The 16,308-nt window shown below is 47.5% G+C and carries 14 protein-coding genes and 5 pseudogenes; 7 read left to right on the top strand and 12 right to left on the bottom strand.

Features of this window, described 5'->3' with window-relative positions; translation table 11 throughout:
- Window position 1 precedes the first annotated feature (1 nt).
- The 3 genes from MKZ09_RS02760 to MKZ09_RS02750 form a co-directional block, all read right to left on the bottom strand.
- The gene (locus MKZ09_RS02760) at window positions 2-664 is read right to left on the bottom strand and encodes an NADPH-dependent F420 reductase (RefSeq protein ID WP_218639668.1); all 663 of its coding nucleotides are present in this window, start codon (window positions 662-664) and stop codon (window positions 2-4) included.
- Window positions 651-1,628 carry an SDR family NAD(P)-dependent oxidoreductase gene (locus tag MKZ09_RS02755; protein ID WP_076161907.1) on the bottom strand — a complete coding sequence of 326 codons (978 nt, stop codon included), beginning with the start codon at window positions 1,626-1,628 and terminating at the stop codon, window positions 651-653. The genes MKZ09_RS02760 and MKZ09_RS02755 overlap by 14 nt, the downstream gene beginning before the upstream one ends.
- An 815-nt stretch (window positions 1,629-2,443) precedes the next feature.
- The gene (locus tag MKZ09_RS02750) at window positions 2,444-2,890 is read right to left on the bottom strand and encodes a MarR family winged helix-turn-helix transcriptional regulator (protein ID WP_256708027.1); all 447 of its coding nucleotides are present in this window, start codon (window positions 2,888-2,890) and stop codon (window positions 2,444-2,446) included.
- Between the two features lie 269 nt (window positions 2,891-3,159).
- On the opposite strand from MKZ09_RS02750, the gene MKZ09_RS02745 reads away from it, so the two are divergent.
- Window positions 3,160-4,065 carry an alpha/beta fold hydrolase gene (locus tag MKZ09_RS02745; protein ID WP_143766279.1) on the top strand — a complete coding sequence of 302 codons (906 nt, stop codon included), beginning with the start codon at window positions 3,160-3,162 and terminating at the stop codon, window positions 4,063-4,065.
- Between the two features lie 377 nt (window positions 4,066-4,442).
- Here the strand turns inward: MKZ09_RS02745 and MKZ09_RS02740 are convergent, their stop codons facing one another.
- Window positions 4,443-4,826 (bottom strand): hypothetical protein, encoded by a 384-nt coding sequence (locus MKZ09_RS02740; RefSeq protein ID WP_076161905.1) that lies wholly within the window; start codon window positions 4,824-4,826, stop codon window positions 4,443-4,445.
- A 17-nt stretch (window positions 4,827-4,843) separates the two neighbouring features.
- Here MKZ09_RS02740 and MKZ09_RS34335 point away from each other — a divergent pair.
- A pseudogene (locus MKZ09_RS34335) lies at window positions 4,844-5,053 on the top strand (type I restriction enzyme subunit R domain-containing protein); the annotation flags it as partial.
- A 1,059-nt stretch (window positions 5,054-6,112) separates the two neighbouring features.
- On the opposite strand, the gene MKZ09_RS34330 reads toward MKZ09_RS34335, so the two are convergent.
- From MKZ09_RS34330 to MKZ09_RS02700, 8 genes and pseudogenes are all read right to left on the bottom strand, one after another.
- Complete coding sequence (locus tag MKZ09_RS34330; RefSeq protein WP_076161901.1) at window positions 6,113-6,604, bottom strand: M13-type metalloendopeptidase; 492 nt, start codon at window positions 6,602-6,604, stop codon at window positions 6,113-6,115.
- Between the two features lie 7 nt (window positions 6,605-6,611).
- Window positions 6,612-7,418, bottom strand: coding sequence for a CPBP family intramembrane glutamic endopeptidase (locus tag MKZ09_RS02730; RefSeq protein ID WP_081389354.1), 807 nt, complete (start codon window positions 7,416-7,418; stop codon window positions 6,612-6,614).
- Between the two features lie 399 nt (window positions 7,419-7,817).
- A pseudogene (locus MKZ09_RS02725) lies at window positions 7,818-8,360 on the bottom strand (transposase); the annotation flags it as partial.
- Window positions 8,361-8,420: 60 nt separating this feature from the next.
- Window positions 8,421-8,588 (bottom strand): annotated as a pseudogene (locus MKZ09_RS02720) (YbjQ family protein); the annotation flags it as partial.
- 78 nt (window positions 8,589-8,666) lie between these two features.
- Window positions 8,667-9,069, bottom strand: a pseudogene (locus MKZ09_RS02715) (VOC family protein).
- A gap of 292 nt (window positions 9,070-9,361) precedes the next feature.
- Window positions 9,362-10,615, bottom strand: coding sequence for a TraB/GumN family protein (locus MKZ09_RS02710; protein WP_076161895.1), 1,254 nt, complete (start codon window positions 10,613-10,615; stop codon window positions 9,362-9,364).
- Window positions 10,616-10,693: 78 nt separating this feature from the next.
- Window positions 10,694-11,464, bottom strand: a complete 771-nt coding sequence (locus MKZ09_RS02705; protein WP_076161893.1) for a MerR family transcriptional regulator — start codon at window positions 11,462-11,464, stop codon at window positions 10,694-10,696.
- Window positions 11,465-11,846: 382 nt separating this feature from the next.
- Window positions 11,847-12,280, bottom strand: a pseudogene (locus tag MKZ09_RS02700) (type I glyceraldehyde-3-phosphate dehydrogenase); the annotation flags it as partial.
- Between the two features lie 322 nt (window positions 12,281-12,602).
- Here MKZ09_RS02700 and MKZ09_RS02695 point away from each other — a divergent pair.
- The 5 genes from MKZ09_RS02695 to MKZ09_RS02675 all read left to right on the top strand — a co-directional run bounded on the left by MKZ09_RS02695 (window position 12,603) and on the right by MKZ09_RS02675 (window position 16,231).
- Window positions 12,603-13,199: a hypothetical protein gene (locus MKZ09_RS02695; RefSeq protein WP_076161891.1), complete on the top strand. Its 597-nt coding sequence runs from the start codon at window positions 12,603-12,605 to the stop codon at window positions 13,197-13,199.
- A gap of 113 nt (window positions 13,200-13,312) precedes the next feature.
- Entirely contained in the window at window positions 13,313-13,690 is a 378-nt protein-coding gene (locus MKZ09_RS02690; RefSeq protein WP_076161889.1) for a hypothetical protein, read from the top strand.
- Complete coding sequence (locus MKZ09_RS02685; RefSeq protein ID WP_076161887.1) at window positions 13,683-14,141, top strand: JAB domain-containing protein; 459 nt, start codon at window positions 13,683-13,685, stop codon at window positions 14,139-14,141. Before MKZ09_RS02690 ends, MKZ09_RS02685 begins: the two co-directional genes overlap by 8 nt.
- Before the next feature lie 130 nt (window positions 14,142-14,271).
- On the top strand, window positions 14,272-14,493 hold the full coding sequence (locus tag MKZ09_RS02680) for a hypothetical protein (protein WP_076161885.1): 222 nt from the start codon (window positions 14,272-14,274) through the stop codon (window positions 14,491-14,493).
- Between the two features lie 19 nt (window positions 14,494-14,512).
- On the top strand, window positions 14,513-16,231 hold the full coding sequence (locus tag MKZ09_RS02675) for a recombinase family protein (protein WP_081389355.1): 1,719 nt from the start codon (window positions 14,513-14,515) through the stop codon (window positions 16,229-16,231).
- Window positions 16,232-16,308: the final 77 nt, after the last annotated feature.

The raw sequence follows: 16,308 nt of genomic DNA, 5'->3' as shown, positions 1-16,308 counted from the left end.
CTCACTTCAAGATAATCCGTTTTGCCCTAGCGAGATTGGCGGCCAGCTCAGTGCGGGTTTGGTACGCGTGCGCTACCCAAGCGGGCTGGCCGGGACCGCTGCGCCATGACTCGCTCAGCGGACTGTTGTCGACCGTATCGAAACCGAACTGATCGTACAGCCGTGTCACGAGTTCGATAGCTTCAGGGAAGTTGCTCGAGACCGACAACACGTGGCGGTTAGGGTCGCCAGCGGGTCTACTCGAAATGAAGAGGCGGGGGGCCTGGATGTGGGTAAAGGCCTTCGCCACCTTCGAGGCAGGAAGCTGCTTCTGACGGAGCTCATGAACGGTCATCTCTCCAGAATCGATCATGGGAAAATGTCCATCACGCCAAGGCATGTAGTTGTTCGTGTCAAGCACGATCCTGCCAGCCAGCTGCTCCACTGGCATGTCATTGACCAGCTTGAGGGGGACAGCCACAACGACAAAATCACCAGCCTCTGCAGCTCCCGCCGCAGTTGCAGCGCGTGCTGACCGGCCAAGCTCATCAATGAGGCCCTTCAACGTCTCAGGTCCCCGCGAATTGGCAATGACGACTTCATACCCGTTCGCAATCGCCGCACGGCGATCTGGCTGCCGACCTCGCCCGCGCCAATGATGCCGATTACGGTCATAAATTCGCACCTTTGGCGCTTATCAATTCCTCACTTTTTTCCCAAAGCTGTTCGGCTTTGTTAAAGTCAAGCGCATACAATTTTACGCCGTCGGTAAACGGGTTTGGAGTGTCATCAATCGGTGCGACTGCACAATCCTCGAGGTAGCGTCCGCCGATTTCGTCTTTGTCAGCCACGACTGCAGCCCAAACCGACGTAGCAGCTGCCTGTGGAATTTCTTTAAACTCCGCTTCCGGAAGGCCGGCTTCAGCGCGGGCTCTAGCAACGTTCCTCAATAGACTCTCCATGTCTTCCTGCGAGAAATGGCTTGTGAGATCGGTAGGACTATTCCCGGGCATCACCGAGGCCGCCCGGATACCACGGTGACGATGCCGTTTATCGAATTCCACTGCATAGAGAGAAGTAGCCGTTTTCGATCGGCCATAGGCAACAAACGGGTCGTATTCCTGATGTTCAAAGTTCGGGTCGTCCAGGTCAATATCAGCGGCACGATGAGCTTGGGAAGACAGCACAATCAATCGCCCGTTATCGGCGAGCAGTGACTCGATCCGATTGATCAAAGCGAAATGTCCAAGATAATTTGTCCCAAACTGGACTTCGAAGCCGTCGGACGTCCGGCCGAAAGGGGTTGCCATGATACCAGCGTTAGCGATAATGACGTCGAACCGCTGGCCACTCGCCAACAGCTTATCCGCGCAGGCGCGCACGCTTTGCAGGGATGCAAGATCAAGTTCGATCAATTCTAGGCTGCCGCCTCCTTGCGCCACAGCGTTACGGGCCGGTGCAGTGGACGACTCCGCTTTGACAAGGTCTCTGACCGTACCGACGACGCTGGCGCCGTGAGCGATCAGTGATCGGGTAGTTTCGAGGCCAATGCCTGATGAAACTCCTGTAATGAGAAATCGTTTCCCCTTGAGATCTAAGCCGGATAGCACCTGATCGGCGGTTGATTTTGCATTAAATTTACTAGTCATATATTTGCTCCTTTACTTTCGTATTTGTTATGTATTTTGCTCTTCAGCGGCCTAGTATTAGCGTACCGATGCCCGAGCGCTTTACTGCATAGATTCCGGTATCGCCGGCAATCTTAATCATCTCACTGGCGTTTAAATAATATCATAATGGTCATTACGTAATTTTATATTATACATTTGTATTCCTATTGTCAATATCATAACGATAATTATGTTAAATAACCGGGGAACCGTTTTTTTTGCGCGGCCACTATTCCTTCGTGCCCCTATTCCCACGGTTACCGTAATCTTAGTGTGAACAGAAAAAAAGCCAATCAGAATTCTGACTGGCCAGATAACAGGAAGGAGGGTCGGGTCGCCTGCAGCCGCACATGTGCTCGTGGTCCACCTCGGCCAATCCCCGTGAAAAATCAGAAGTGGCTTCTGATTTTTATAAATTTATTTTCGCCCTACTTATGATACGGTTCACCGCGCTGTCTGAAGCGGCAAGTTAGAAAAGGACCATCCTTAATGGGATAGCCCTTTTCTATGAAAACCTAATCTCTTATAAATTATAATAATTTGGATTTTCGTCCAATACTCAAACAATTAACTGGCCCCTTCTGCCGAAACGGCGGAAGGGGCTTTTGCTGTGAATCGGCAAAAGCCCCCTTCGAGGTACATTATCGTCATTTGAAAGGCTTTGGATACTCCTAAGAATACCAGCGAACCCTCAAACCCTAGTCATCCCTATTCCCTGCTTTTTGTAGCGACTTTCCTAAACAAGTGTTGTCAATCCAAACCAAGTCCTGAATTAAAAGTTTTAAACGCTAGAGCTACTCCCCTAAGTCTCGTGCAAGCCACCCTGAGTTATCGAGGCGATTGGGATCACTTCCAATCAACTCCGCCAGGTATTTCTCTAATTCCTCGAGTTGGGCGCTTCCAATCTGTTGAGCCCATTTATTACGCAACTCATCAAAGATCTCTTCAGCTTCTCGCAGCATTTCTAACCCGCGTGCGGTGACACGAAGGCATTTGCGTCGAGCGTCAAGTGGATCAACTTCGCGAACGACGTAAGCACGCTTTTGAAGTATGTCAATGGTTTTCGCAGCAGCTTGTTTTGAGACCATTAAGCGCCGGCCTAGCTCCGAAGCGCTGTCGGCACCTGAAGAAATGGCCCGAATTGCCACGTCGTGAACGGGGCGAACATCCGCATAGCCGCGAGCAGCAAGCTCAGTTTGCGCGGCCTCCACCAGTGAACGATAGCCGCCAATTAAAAGCATTGTTAGTGTAGCACCTGAATTAGACATAGTAATATTATATTAACACAGCTAACACTGACCGTCAAAAGTACTATACTCCAAATCGCTTCGCTCAATTTCTTTCCTGTCTGTTAAAACCGGATTTGTTCCTTCGTGGACTCCCAGAAGCAGAAACTTTGAAGCTGGTGGTTCAGTTACTCATGACGATACTACTTGACAAAGACAACCACGTTGTCTATTATACAAATGGACAATGTGGTTGTCTAATTGTATTTAAGGAGGATTTTTGAATGACTATAAATAAAACAGGTGCTACACTGCCCGGTATCTCCCATCACTACGCAGAAGTTAACGGAACGAAGCTTCACTACGTATCAGCAGGGACTACTGGCACTCCAATCCTACTGGTTCATGGTTTTCCTGAGACTTGGTGGACTTTTCGAAAACTAATTCCACTTTTAGCCGACAATCACCGTGTCTTTGCTGTAGACCTCCGCGGTTTCGGTGACTCCGACAATGCGCCTGGTCAATACGACAGCAAGACCTCTGCTGAAGACTTGCATCTTCTTATCAAAGAACTCAATGTTGGCCCAGTTCACCTCACAGGCCAAGACATAAGCGGGGCAACCATCCTCCGCCTCGCGGCTACCCATCCGGAGGATGTACTCAGCTTCACCGCGATTGAGATGGGCCTACCTGGATTCGGCTTAGAAATGCTGGCCGATGTCACACATGGTGGTACCTGGTACATCGGCGTTCTTGCTGCTCCGAAAATCCCCGAGATGCTGCTCTCCGGACGCGAACGTGAGTTCCTTGGACAATTCATATTCCCAACCTTGAGCGCGACACCAAGGGCAATCACCGAAGCCGACATCGACGAGTTCGTACGCACCTACTCCCGTCCCAACGGTTGGCGAGGAGCGATTGGCCTCTACCAGTCTATGCTTCAGGAGGGCGAAGACATTGCAGCTCTCGCCTCCGCCCACAAATTGAGTATGCCCGTGCTAGCAATCGGAGCCGGAGGAGGTGAGTTTACATTTGCAACAATGAGCCAGGTAGCGTCGGGCGAAGTCCAGTCGGTTTCTCTTGATGGCGTCGGCCACTATGCAGCACTTGAGGCACCCGAGAAGGTAGCAGTTGCTCTTCTCGATTTCTTTGATAGCATGGATACTGCATCACTCGAGTCAGAAAAATGATTGTACTCCTGAATTGATTTCGTCAAGCAAAATCATCTGAAAAAATCGTGCATCCCCCCATCATCGTCAGGGATATTTTCATCGTTTCTTCATGAGTGCATGCAAATAAACCCGCAGAAACCCGTTTACGCACCGTACCGACCGGAGTGTGACCTACCCTGCTCCTAACGTCGTCATGCTGCAAATACAGGCTCTTGCGAGTTTTTCTTCAAAAACTTGCCGCTACTTATGATACGGTTCACCGCGCTGTCTGTAACGGCAAATTTTACGAAGGACGGCCTGATCTCTTTGTCGAAAGAGGTATCAATGCCAGAAAAAGAGCAGGCTATCTTTTCGATAACCTGCTCTTTTTCTTAATTTTTGACCCGGCGCCTTAGCTAGTTCAGCATATCTAAAATTTTATTAAGAACTGCTTCTTTGTTAGACCAATGGATATAATGTTTAGAATTAGCTAGGGTTTCCTGATGGCTGTCGTTGGACCAATGCAACAGCTGTTGTTGCACCCTACTCCAGTCACCGCCGGTATCCGATGATAGAATGTGCAAAGGAATATCCTTTAAATAACCTCCATCAATGACTAATTGAGCATTTTCGTTTATATTTTTTATCCAGTTTAAATTACTATCATCTCCGATGTGATTATAATACATGGCGATGTCTATATCTTTAATTTTACTCGGAAGCCAATTATACCGTATGTTTTCACCTGCGAAAAAAACTATTCGGGACCATATGCGAAAAGTATCCGGATATAAGAACATCGCTTATCCTTCACGATGTGGACGACATAGAAACGCGCCGAAACAACCGAGATGAGTTTAAGCTCGGCAATATCGACCTGCTTATTCTCAATAATATGCTTCTGACGGGCTTTGATGCCAAACGATTGAAGAAGCTTTACTTGAATCGCGTGGTCAGAGATCACAATCTGCTTCAAACGTTAACACGGGTGAACCGTCCCTACAAAGACTTCCGGTATGGCTTTGTGGTGGATTTCGCTGATATCAGGCGCGAGTTTGACAACACCAACGCCGCCTACTTCAAGGAATTCGAAGAGGAAATCGGAGAAGAATGGCAACAGTACAGCACGCTATTCAAACCTGCAGAAGAAATCGAAGCAGAAATCGGGCTGATTCACGAGAAGCTATTCTATTACGATATACAGAATGCCGAGAGGTTCAGCGAGCAGATCAGCGAAATTGATGACCGCACCGAAATTCTCGAACTAAAACGGGCTTTGGAAAACGCCAAGGTGCTGGGCAACCTAATCCGTACTTACGGTCATGATGATCTAGCCGACAAGCTCGACTTCAAAAAGCTGAACAATTTGCTGACGGAAGTAAACAATCGCCTTGCCCTGATCAACCAACGCGAAGCGTTAGAAAATGCCGAAGATCACTCGAACATTCTCAATATGGCACTTGAGGAAATCGTGTTCTCCTTCCGCAAGGTGAGCGAGCAAGAACTGCCCCTTGGCTTGGTGGAGGATTACAAAGAGCAAGTCCGTAAAACTCGTGAGGCGATGCAGCAAAACTTCGATCACAAAGACCCTGTCTATGTTACCCTCTATGAGGAATTGGAACGGCTGTTTAAAAAGAAAAAACTGACCGAAACGCCTACACCTGAGGAACTGGAAAATGACATTAAAATCCTGCGAACGATTTTCGAGCGTATCTGCGAACAAAACCGACGCGACAGAATGTTGGCTGACAAATACAAAGGCGACCAGAAGTTTGCTCGTGTGCATAAACGTCTAATTGAGCTGGACTACCCCGATTGGAGTAACCGAATGGTCGCCATCAATCAGGCGCTGCTCGGCATAAAACAGAAAACCGACGAAAACCTTCCCCTTCCATACCGCGAGAGAAACTATAGTTTTTTACATAATAACCTAAATTTCCTAATGTTTCTACACCCCAATCAGGAAATTCTTTGCTTGGCCAAAATTCTTATATCCAATGGAGGTGCCGTTGGCAACGATCAATATAAGGATTTTGGTATGACTCGATGTCAGAGTTACGTCTCTTTTATTTGCTCATACAATATTTTACCAAAGCGTAATTCTATCATTAGGGGCAATGTACATAGCATCGCCTTTCTTCACACCAAATGTGGAGTAAAAATCATTGGTATTAGCAACCACGACATTTATCCTAAATTTGACCGGCGGATTAGGATCGATGGCTAGAAGGAATTGTTCAACTTCAGGAAGCGCCTTCTGTCTCCAAACGGTTGCCCATGAGGTATAGAACTCTTGTTTTACCGCTTCAAGCGCAACCTGCAGTCCGGCAATGTCTACATTATTATCTTGTAATGTCCGTTGTCCATTGAATTTTTGGCCCAGATACTCTAATTTGCTGTATTGGTCAACAACGGCCTTAGCTTTGGCTTCGAATTTCTTATAGTCTTCTTTCGTCCACCAGTTGACCCGATTTCCAATCCCATCAAATTTGGCGCTATTTGAATCAAAAGTGCACCTAGTCAGGACTGCTGGCCGGCGTGTTGGCTGCGAGACGAGGAGCGCGCTCGTCGACCGCACGAATGAATCAGCCGACTGGTCGCGACACGCTTTGGGCGCTATCGCGTCGCTTTTCACGGCGGAGGATGATCGGAACCGTGATCGCTGCAGCGATCACCAACAACGGAGCTAGTATACCAGCGATGGGTAATGCCGATGCGCCATTCGCTGAGAAGACGCTAAAGTCCCAGAGCCCGTGCAGGAACATGGAGGCCACGAGCGATCCGGTAGACCGCCGGGCGAGATAGAAGATCGAACCGAGGCCGAAAGCGATCATTACCTGGTACAGGGCAACAGCCCCGATGCCCCAGAACATGTTCGGCAGGTGGAAGACTGCGAACATCGCTGTTGAGAGCAGCCAGACCCCGGTTTCGCCGAATCGGCTGCGCAGAGCAACTATCAACTGACCTCGGTTGATCATCTCCTCATTGAAGCCGACCATGATACTGCCGAAGATGAGATACAGCCACATGAGGGGCGTGACACGGGTGAAATCGCCGGTCAGCATGTTCACGATCGCGATGACTATCATGATGATCGGGAGAGTCATTGTCCATCGAGAAAGACGCCGCCTTTCAACCAGGCTGGGGCGCCACCATCCGTAGATCGTGACCATTGTGATGGTTAGCACGGCACCGCCGGACAGCGGTGCTATGTACCAGATAAGAAGAGTCCGCTCACTCTCACCCACTCGCGTGTAGTCGATGCCGTTGAGCACGAAGATCGCGTAGAAGACTGCGCTGTAGAGGAAATATGTGAGAACAGCCCATCCTACGCGGGGACGAACCCGAAGGGCAGGATCCAAAGATTCTTGCAGCCTATTGATTGACATCATAAACACTCCCACTATAAATTAATATTTTCTTTCTTGCTCTTGTTTCTTAAGATTTCAACATCGACTACTTCAAGAGTTAGAGATATCATGTTGTTTGACAACGGTTTTGAAAAAAAAGCGTAGGGGGAAACAAAGGTTGGGTATTAATTCACAATCCATGGTTACGCTGCTATGATCGCACCTTGGATATCCACACCATTCCCTCGACGGTTTACCCTTCCATGTCAGGTGGGGTCTTAACCCTTCCTTTGTTCTACCTCTCAAGGGAGGAACGTCGCTTCTTGCTCCTTTACTCGGTCATTGCCATTGCCCTATCGATGATGTTTCTGCGACTGATCCGTGCTGCTGTTGTCGTTGTTGCCTACCTTAAGCGTTTATTCAGCAAATATATAGTTTGATTTAAGCAGCTATCTGTAAGTGGCACTGACGAATCGGTCCTAATACAGCTGTTGCATTGTAACGAATTTTCTTTATCCCCAATGTGTAGAGCACTCAAATAAGTTTCCTATATAAGGTGACAAGGGATTGTTTCTTTTTCAGCGGATTATGGCTCCGCTTGGTGAAATATTGATGCAATGCTTTGAACGCTGCGTTATTGGCTATCATAGGCATCACCTCTCGGAATAATAGCGCTCGCAGTCTGGATCGTCCACATTTTGTGATCGTTGATTTACCTTTCTTCTTACCAGAACTATTCTTTTTGAGTTTAAAGCCTGCAAGCCTGTTGATCTGCTGGCTATGCTCATAACCTTGCAGATCACCAACTTCAGCCAGAAGTCCAGCTAATGTGACGATTGCAACGCCAGGGATGGTTAGCATTTCTTCAGTACCTGGAATGATTTCTAGGAGTTGCTCTACCTGCGTCATCATATCTTGGAGTTGGCGATTGAACATGTCATACTGCTCAAGCAATGCCTTGAGCTCCAATTTAGCCCCCATTAGCATACCTTGACGGACTACTTCGTAATTGACATCAACACCGATAATGGCATTGGCTCCCATTTAAGAAGCATCCTGTGTCATTTCTTTAAAGGCTTCGTCTCTTGCCTCTCTTAGCTTGGTTTCATAGGCTTTCGAACGCACACCGACAAGATCAGTAAATGAAGCAAGAATATCTCTTCCAACATTAGCAGCCATAATAACTTCACCAGTTGCAATGCTGACATACTGCTTAACCGATCTCGATGTACTACGAGGCTTTCAGGCGCGAACTCCCTCCATTACTCTTAGCGTAGGGAACGCTGTCCGTTAAGGCCTGCCGCTGAACCGCTCGAGCGCTTCCTCGGTAACCGGAGCGAAGAGGTTGACGAGGTTGCCGTCGGGGTCGCGAAACAGTGCAGAGCGGTTCCCCCATGGCATTGTGGTCGGTTCCTGTACCCACTCGTCGACAAGCGACTTCAAGCGAGTGTACTCGGCATCGACGTCGTGGACGCGAAACTCGATGATGACAGTGTGGTTGTCGGCCGCGCGCGGAAGCGGCGCCGAACAGTTGCACCGTCTGGGAGTGGCCGATCGCCAGAGTACACGATGGCAGATCGAACTCAGCGAAGACAGGCGCGGGGCGCTTCCCCAAAACACCTGTGACTTTCTCATTGAACACGACGAGTCGATCCAAGTCGTCAGTAATTATGCGTACAGAAGCGAAATTCACAAGACATCATCCTTTCAAAAATGCAACGATACGATACCGTATTATCGCTTATGTGATGATTAGTTACTCGAATGCTATTATTACCAATCTATAGCTTCTTATAGGTGAACTTACAAATATAATATAGAAAATAAAGTCGTGACAACGCATTACTGATTACTGGCATGTCCCCCCTGTTTATGTTTAATATCCAGAATTTCTTTAATTTCATTTACTATCTAAAATTAAAACCGATATTATTAAATTATCCTAATACGCTTTGAATACGGCGAGGACTTTACCGGAGTAAGTACTACTGTTTTGTTACTTTGAAGCCTTCCTTTTCCATCAATGGAACTACCCCTTGGTCGCCCAGCAAATGCAGCATTCCAACTACAATCATATAGGTTTCTTTTTTATCACCGTTCAGATAGCCTTTAATCTTCTTGGCCATTTCTTCGTTGCGGTCATTTATTAGACCTTGGAAGTATTCAGCATCCCAGCCAGTAGTGGTGAACTCATTCAAGGCTTTTTCATCGCCTTCAATCCACATTTTATTAAGATAATCTATCCCTACATCCGGAGAAGGAGGTGTCACAGATTTGGGATCCAGGTTCTGGAGCAACAGCCTTTCCTGCAAGTCTTCAGAGAAGTTGTTGTTCATCTTCAATTGCGATTCCATAGTTTCTAGTGATACTATCGGTTTTTTCGCTGTATTAGCCATTTCAATCAGATAATTATCAATGCCTTTTTCTGGTGTATAGCCATCTTTTGCAACTTGAAGGTTCATGATCTGTTGAGTGACAAACCACGGTTTGAAAATATCGAAGCTATTTTCGGGCATTTCATTTGCTTTCAGGAACGATGTAACTTTTTTATACGTTTCTGCGGAGATATGATCCTTCAGTGTGGTTCCGTCTTTATAAACGCCCAGGTCCAATACCTGTTTTTGTAATTCTTCGGAACTGACTGTCGACACATCGACCTCTACGCCCAAGTAGTTGGCAGCTTTTAACGCATTCTCAATCTCCGGACGCAGTGGATACATACCTTCGGGTACATGATGGATTGAACCCAGCAAATATAACGTGTTTCCTTTATTTTCTACTTTCCACAGAAAGCCGCGGCTTTCGGAATGCTGCTTGGTAGTAAGGGTAACCTGGCGCAGCGATTGGTTCCAGGCCACTTGATAGCCTGTAGTTTCAGCAACAAAGCGAAGTGGCACATAGGTTACATTCCGGATTTGCTTTGGCGCTGCATCGAGCTTGACTGCTTTGCCGTTTGCAGTGGCGTTTGTGCTGCCAATCTTCAAGAGTAAGGAAAGGCTTCCTTTGGAACCGCTGACGGTATGTGTCGCTTGATCCCATTTCACGTTAACGCCCAGCTTCTCCAGAAGGGGACGCAACGGGACAAGGGTCACTCCTTTTTCTACAATCGGTGCAGATTGGCTAAACTGGATCTGCTCACCGTTTAGCCATACGGACGAGGCCTTCTCTGCTGCATGAGCGGAAGAAAGTCCAGAGGTAAGTAAGCCTAGGGATAGTATTGCAGCGCTAAGTTTTTTCATTTAAATACAGCTCCTTCTAGTTGTAATAGTTAAAAGCGGCTTGATTCCGACTTTAAGGGATCTAGGAATTGTGTTGACCTATTCTTTTTCTTTCTCTCCCCATTGACGAATCAACATATGACGAACCGCTTCAATCAAGTAGTTCTTAAAGTCTTGTTCCAGGTTCGGGAAGAGATGCGGATCCATCTCCTCCAGCACTTTTCCGGTCTCGCTATTCCACAGCTCCTGTCCCAGCAATCGCTCGATCATCAGAAACAGAGTAAGCGCATGCTCATGAACAAGCAGATGTTCCGGCGGCAGTCCTTGTTTGGACATCACGAGCAGTTCGTTAAGTTCTAACGTCATTTCACGTTCTATCCGGAGCCGTTCTTCCAAACTTAATTCACTCATAAACACCGATTGTACGACTGTATCCGGCACACGCTCGGAGAACCACTGCTTCCGCTCCGCCTCGTGCTGAATGGAGTTAATCATCAGCATAATCAGCCCAGGATCCAACGTATCGTTATCCTTAACAACTGCTTTTACCTGTTCAATCGTTCCCACAACACGCTGGATATGCTGCTGCTTCTCCAGCAACAGCTCATATTGCCTCTCCAGAGAAGTCTTAAAATCCTTGCTGTCCTGCTCCAAATACTTTCCAATTTCATCCAAGGAATAATCTAAATATTTCAAGGTCAATATTTGATTGAGTCGGAGCAGATCCTCATCAGAATAAGTACGGTATCCACCCTCCGTGTATCCGCTTGGTTTGAGCAGCCCCTTGCGATCATAAAAGCGCAGCGTAGGTTTCGGTGTTGAGGTTAGTTTGGCGAATGAACCAACGGTATAATACTTCTTATTTATCATTCTCAACCCCTTTCTAGTATGAGTATAAACGTTAAAGTTACTTTAACCTCAAGCTTTTTTTTGATTCTAATCAAAGAAGGCGGACTTTATTCTTGTCAACATACTGGACAAGAACTTGGTCCCTTAGCCTCTTTTCGCATTTTTTACATATTAAAAGAACCAAACCGCTAAGTATAGTTTGGCTCTTTTAATTTTAAGATTACTCGGTATATAGATATATTGATTCACTCGCTATATTTATGAGAATCTTGCATTCTGGCCTATGAGGTTTTATATACAGCTTCTTTTGACGAACTTTGCGAAATTCAATATTTAAATCACTCTAGTACTTTGGCCGCATCAAATTTCAGGATTCGGATGTTTCAATATAGTCCACTTAACATTACAACTCCGCGAGATATTTGGCGGTGCGAATCATTTGGCTGGTAAAGGAGTTTTGTTATCGTACCATGCTGCTATTTTCACTAGGGTATCTGTTCCTAGTTCCGTTACCTTTGTTTGCGTAGCGTCAAATAAGCTACCGTAAGTCATGCCGATAATATCGGACGAAACAAGTTCTTCCTCTGTATATCCGTATTGCTCCGATTGGGACTGCTCCATTTTCTTGTTGACCTGCTCCGCAGTTACGGAACCGCCCACGACTGCTGTCAATTCTGTCAGGGAGTTGGCCATAACCGGCACTCTTTGGGATATACCATCCAGTTTGCCATCCAAGAAAGGAATTACGAGCCCTATTGCTTTTGCTGCCCCGGTTGACGTTGGGATGATGTTGCCGGCCGCAGAGCACACCCGGCGCAAGTCTACAGCTTTGGAAGGATGAGGGCCTGATCGACCATGAGAGCAACAAGTTCACCCGGAAAAAGGTTATCTCTGCCTCTTCCAGTTCTCGAGTCCATGTCATCAGGATAGTTGAATCCGCTGATTCTGATCCAGTCTGACCCTTCTACCCTTTTTGGATAGGAATACTGGGTGGGGCAAGAGTTGATGTAAGCCAAGCAAATTTGTTCAATCCACCCTTTCACCCTTTGAAAAGGTAAGAATCATAAAAACATTCACATTCCAATTTCATTACGGGTCTTCATTCAAATTTCGGAGGGTGAAGAGGGTGGACACTCAAAACAAAGGAGATGTCAATACAATGACACTGCGTAGAAACGATGCCCCAAACGTATATTTGCCCGAAAAAGTCTTCTTCGCCTATGTAGATTCGGCCTATGTAGATACAAGGGTAAGAACCCCTTTCGGCGTGTTCGATCAACTTGTAATCAAGTTCGAAATTCAACATCAGTCCAAGACAAAAAGAGTACAGGAAAAATACATTCTTCCTTACTCTACGACGAATAAAGCTGGCCGGGCCATTCAAGCATTGCTGGGTATTGTGCCTAGAGAGTTTGACCCTATTGATATCATCGACAAAGAATGCCTTATCCGCATTGAGCATCGTCCTCTGAGAAATGGAGGGTTGTGGGCTGGGGTCGCGGCAGTGGTACCATTTGTAGACCCTTCTGATCCTGACGAGGACGAAATCATTGAATTGTTGGGCGACTTTTACGGTGAAATCAGCAATGAATCGGACGAATATTTGCACCCGAACCCAGACGAGGCCGACGACATCGAGCCGGATTTTTTTGATGATGGCTCCAATGGCTACAAATTCGAAGATGATGATGAACCGCCCCTCAATGAGGACCACGGAAGGTACTGGCCACCCATACAGTACGACTACGAAATGTAATAATGGCAAGGCTCAGAAAATCATGTATCTCCTCTGTCTAACTGCATTGCAAAGATTTTTAAAAACATATCATGATCTTGAACCCATATCTATCACTAGAAAGGGGCAAGATCATGATCATCATTCAATCGCAAGAAGACCTGGCTGAGTTGAACCACGAATCGTTTTCTCAGACGCTGAAACGCTTTGTGTCTAACCTTTTGGAGGCGCTGCAAGCAGAGACTGAACCGGGTGAGGAACTAGAGCATCTGCTCTCCCACCCGCTCATTTTGTGTGAACCAGGGGACAACGTGCTGTCGCTGTTGAACGGACATCCCATGAGTTTAGAGTACGTGGAACGCTTTGATTTCTCAGACGCTATTACCTTTAGGGCTGGAGTTCTGCTTGACAACGACTGGCTGGCTCAGTACATTATCCCAGCAGTTGTGCTCGACGAGCACTCACTAAACTGGCTTACAGAACGCTGCGAGGGAGGACCAGTTCATGAGTAAAAATAATGTTGCCAAGCGAATTGAATTTGTCTCCCTTCGCATGGTCCGTGAGAAAACATCATTGCTCTACCCGCAGCGTATTATTCGTAAACCAGACGATGCCGCTAAATTGTTCCGCCAGTTCATGGAGGATTGCGACAGGGAAGTATTTTGCGTCATGACACTGGACACTAAAAATCAGCCGAACGCCTTCCAGATCATTTCAGTGGGTACCCTGAATGCCTCTCTGGTACATCCGCGCGAAGTATTCAAAGTTTGTATGCTCACCAACGCCGCTTCCCTGATGTGTTTTCACAATCACCCTTCCGGCAACCCTGTTCCGAGTCCACAAGATATTGAGATTACCGAGCGCCTTCGCGACAGCGGAACCCTACTCGGTATTGACCTACTGGATCACATTATCATCGGCGATGGCAGTTTCGTCAGCATGAAGGAACGGGGGCTGATGTGATGCTGAGAACATATGGAGGATTGTCCAAATGAGAAAAGCGATCCTGGCTCTCATCAACGCTGCCGCGCTGCTTGTTTTCGAGATCATTGAGCACCGCAAGAAAAAATAATCATCCCTGAAGGGGTTACCTATGTATCACGAACAGTCCGACTCCTACGATCTATTCATCTGCCTGTTGTCTGGAATGGTTTCCAGCCATCTTCGCCTACAACCATCTAGGCAAGCAGCGCTGGCCGACCGCAAAACAAGGCTGGTCATTCAATATCTTCTGGAGATGCAAACTATCAAGCAGGATGAATATGAAATGACCTGTGAACTGCTCCAGACTACCCAATTCCGAAGAATCGCATGACGAAAGGAAGAGATACACTATGACCCTCACCACCAGAAAAAGGACAAGGGTACCCGTCAACCTACTAAATCATGTGGAGTTTCCGCCAATCATCATTGAGGGGGTAGCCTTCTACATTCGCGTAAGCACCAGCGAACAGGCCGAGCTTGGCTTCAGCATAGAGGCGCAGCTTGAGGAACTGCGAAGGCGCGCAAAAGCGGAGCATAAGGTGGTGTTCAAGGAATATGTGGATGCCGGTATTTCCGGTAAATCCATGGAAAAACGTCCCGCTCTTCAGGAAATGCTTCAAGACATCGCAAGCGGAAAAATTCGCGAGGTCTGGGTGTGGCGCTTGGATAGGCTCTCCAGGAAGCTTGCCGACATCACTTTTCTCACGGAAACCTTTAAACGCCACAACGTGTTATTTTGCAGTGTAACCGAAAAGGAGTTCGATATGTCCACCGCTTCTGGCAGAATGACGATGCACATGATGGGTTCCATTGCAGAGTACCAGCGGAGCATCATTGTAGAGAACGTCAAGATGGGGATGAAGCAGCGGGCGCGGGAAGGCAAATGGAACGGCGGACAGGTGCTGGGCTACGATGGCGTGGAGATTGCCTCTGGCAAACAGAGCGAGGTCGTACTCAAACCAAACTCCATGGAAGCCGAAGTTGTGCGCAAAATCTTTCATCTGTACGCGGAGGGCCAGGGCCTGCGGAGCATTGCCAATCAGATGAACCATGAGGGCCACCGGACTAAGCCGGGGAATTTCTTTAGCAGTGTAGCGATTAAGACAATCATCAACAATCCGGTCTACATCGGGAAGATCCGCTATAATGTGCGAGAGGACTGGAGCGAGAAGCGGCGCAAGGGCATCAACCCCAACCCGATGATCGAGGACGGGATTCACGAACCCATCATTGCTACTGAACTTTGGGACGTGGTACAGGCACTTTTCCAGAAAAAGTCCTTTTCCGCCCCCCGTACCTTTGACGGTACGTATCCACTGGTTGGCCTCATGCGCTGTCCGCAATGTGGGGCGACGCTTGGAGCGCACCGTGTCTGCGATACTCTAAAGGACGGAAGGAAAGTGGTGAGACGCTACTATGTCTGCACCGCCTTCCGCAATGGCGGACGCAGAGTATGCAGTTCCAATTCCGTCAAAGCGGACGACGTCGAGCAGTACGTATTTAATCGGCTGGCCGAGGTGGTCCAAAGGCCTAAAATTGTTGAAGATGTTGTTCGGAAGCTGAACAAAGATCGGACCGTTAACGTTAACGTGGTTCCTTTACAAAAGGAACAGGAAGCGATCGACAAGGAAATAGCCGCCATTGACGCTCAACGCAAGAAATACTTTAAGCTGTACGAAAGGGACGGAGTGGACGAGGGGCTGCTGATCGAGCGATTAAGCGAGTTTAAGGAACAGAACGAACGCCTCCTTGAGCGTAAAACCGACGTAGAGCAGCGGCTCATGGAATGTACCTCCGACCCGATTCCGGTGAAACAGGTACAGCAACTACTGGGCCAATTCCACTCGCTGCTGCACTCCTCTCCCCCGGAAACGCAGAAGACCCTCTTCCAGAGCGTCATCAGGCAGATTCACTTCGGCGTCCCGAAGGACATGCGAAGCATTGAACTGGAGTTTAACCCGCAGGTGAAACAGCATTTTTTTGAACTGGCCCCTTCTGCCGAAACGGCGGAAGGGGCTTTTGCTGTGAATCGGCAAAAGTCCCTATCGAGATACAAAATTATACTATAGTATTGAAAGAGATATAAAACTGATAATCTATCTTCAAATGGAAATGTACTGATTGAAAAAAAACACTAAAAACCTTT

Origin of the sequence: Paenibacillus sp. FSL R5-0908 (assembly GCF_038006245.1) — a bacterium.
In the GTDB taxonomy this organism is placed as follows: Bacteria; Bacillota; Bacilli; order Paenibacillales; family Paenibacillaceae; genus Paenibacillus_AQ; species Paenibacillus_AQ odorifer.
This window is presented reverse-complemented; position numbering and strand designations above follow the sequence as displayed.